The following is a 343-nucleotide window of genomic DNA, read 5'->3' as shown; positions in this document are numbered from 1 at the left end:
GGCCGATGACGATGCGCAGACCTGAGGTCGTTCCGAGACCGGCGATGTATCCGGTGAACGACCACAGCATCGGCCCAGTATCACTCGATCCCGTAGGCCTCCTCGCGGCGAAGCGTGTCCTTGGCCTGCGCGAGACGCGGGGCGATCGCGCCGGCATAGCCTTCGGGGGGCGACGCGACGAAGGCGCGCGCCGCGGCGACGTCGGCCGGGGTCGGCGCACACGTGGTGTTGACGACACTCGCCGCCTGGTCGGACGTGCAGAGCCGGGCGGTCATGCCCAATGACAGAGCGTGGCGGGTGTCGTCAGCGACGACGACAGGATCGTCGCCCACGGTCGGCCCGT

At 70.3% G+C, this 343-nt stretch carries 1 pseudogene; it reads right to left on the bottom strand.

From position 1 onward, the window contains the following. Window positions 1-80: 80 nt before the first annotated feature. Window positions 81-343 (bottom strand): annotated as a pseudogene (locus tag D9V41_RS18085) (hypothetical protein); the annotation flags it as partial.

Source organism: Aeromicrobium phragmitis, from assembly GCF_003674095.1.
GTDB classification, from domain to species: Bacteria; Actinomycetota; Actinomycetes; order Propionibacteriales; family Nocardioidaceae; genus Aeromicrobium; species Aeromicrobium phragmitis.
Note: the sequence above shows the minus strand (reverse complement) of the source record. Positions and strands in the feature narration are given on the sequence as shown.